General features: G+C 72.5%; 1 pseudogene. It reads right to left on the bottom strand.

The annotated features are described in order from the left end of the window. Positions 1-258 (bottom strand): annotated as a pseudogene (locus tag G3N96_RS38990) (thiamine pyrophosphate-binding protein); the annotation flags it as partial.

Here is a 258-nt window from a genome sequence, read left to right as displayed (position 1 = left end):
TGCTGACGTCGCGGCGCGGCAGCAGCTCGGCCGGCTGGTCCCAGTCGTCGACCGGGATCGACACGAACACGGGCCCGCGCGGTTCCTGCATCGCGATGCGGTACGCACGCGCGATCGCGGCCGGCACGTCCTGCGCACGCGCAGGCTCGATGCTCCATTTCACGTACGGCTTCGGCAGCTCGGCGGCCTGCGTCGCGCCGAGGAACGGGTCGAACGGCAGGATCGCGCGTGCCTGCTGGCCCGCGGTGACGATCAGCG

Origin of the sequence: Burkholderia sp. Se-20373 (assembly GCF_017104705.1) — a bacterium.
GTDB lineage: Bacteria > Pseudomonadota > Gammaproteobacteria > Burkholderiales > Burkholderiaceae > Burkholderia.
Note: the sequence above shows the minus strand (reverse complement) of the source record. Positions and strands in the feature narration are given on the sequence as shown.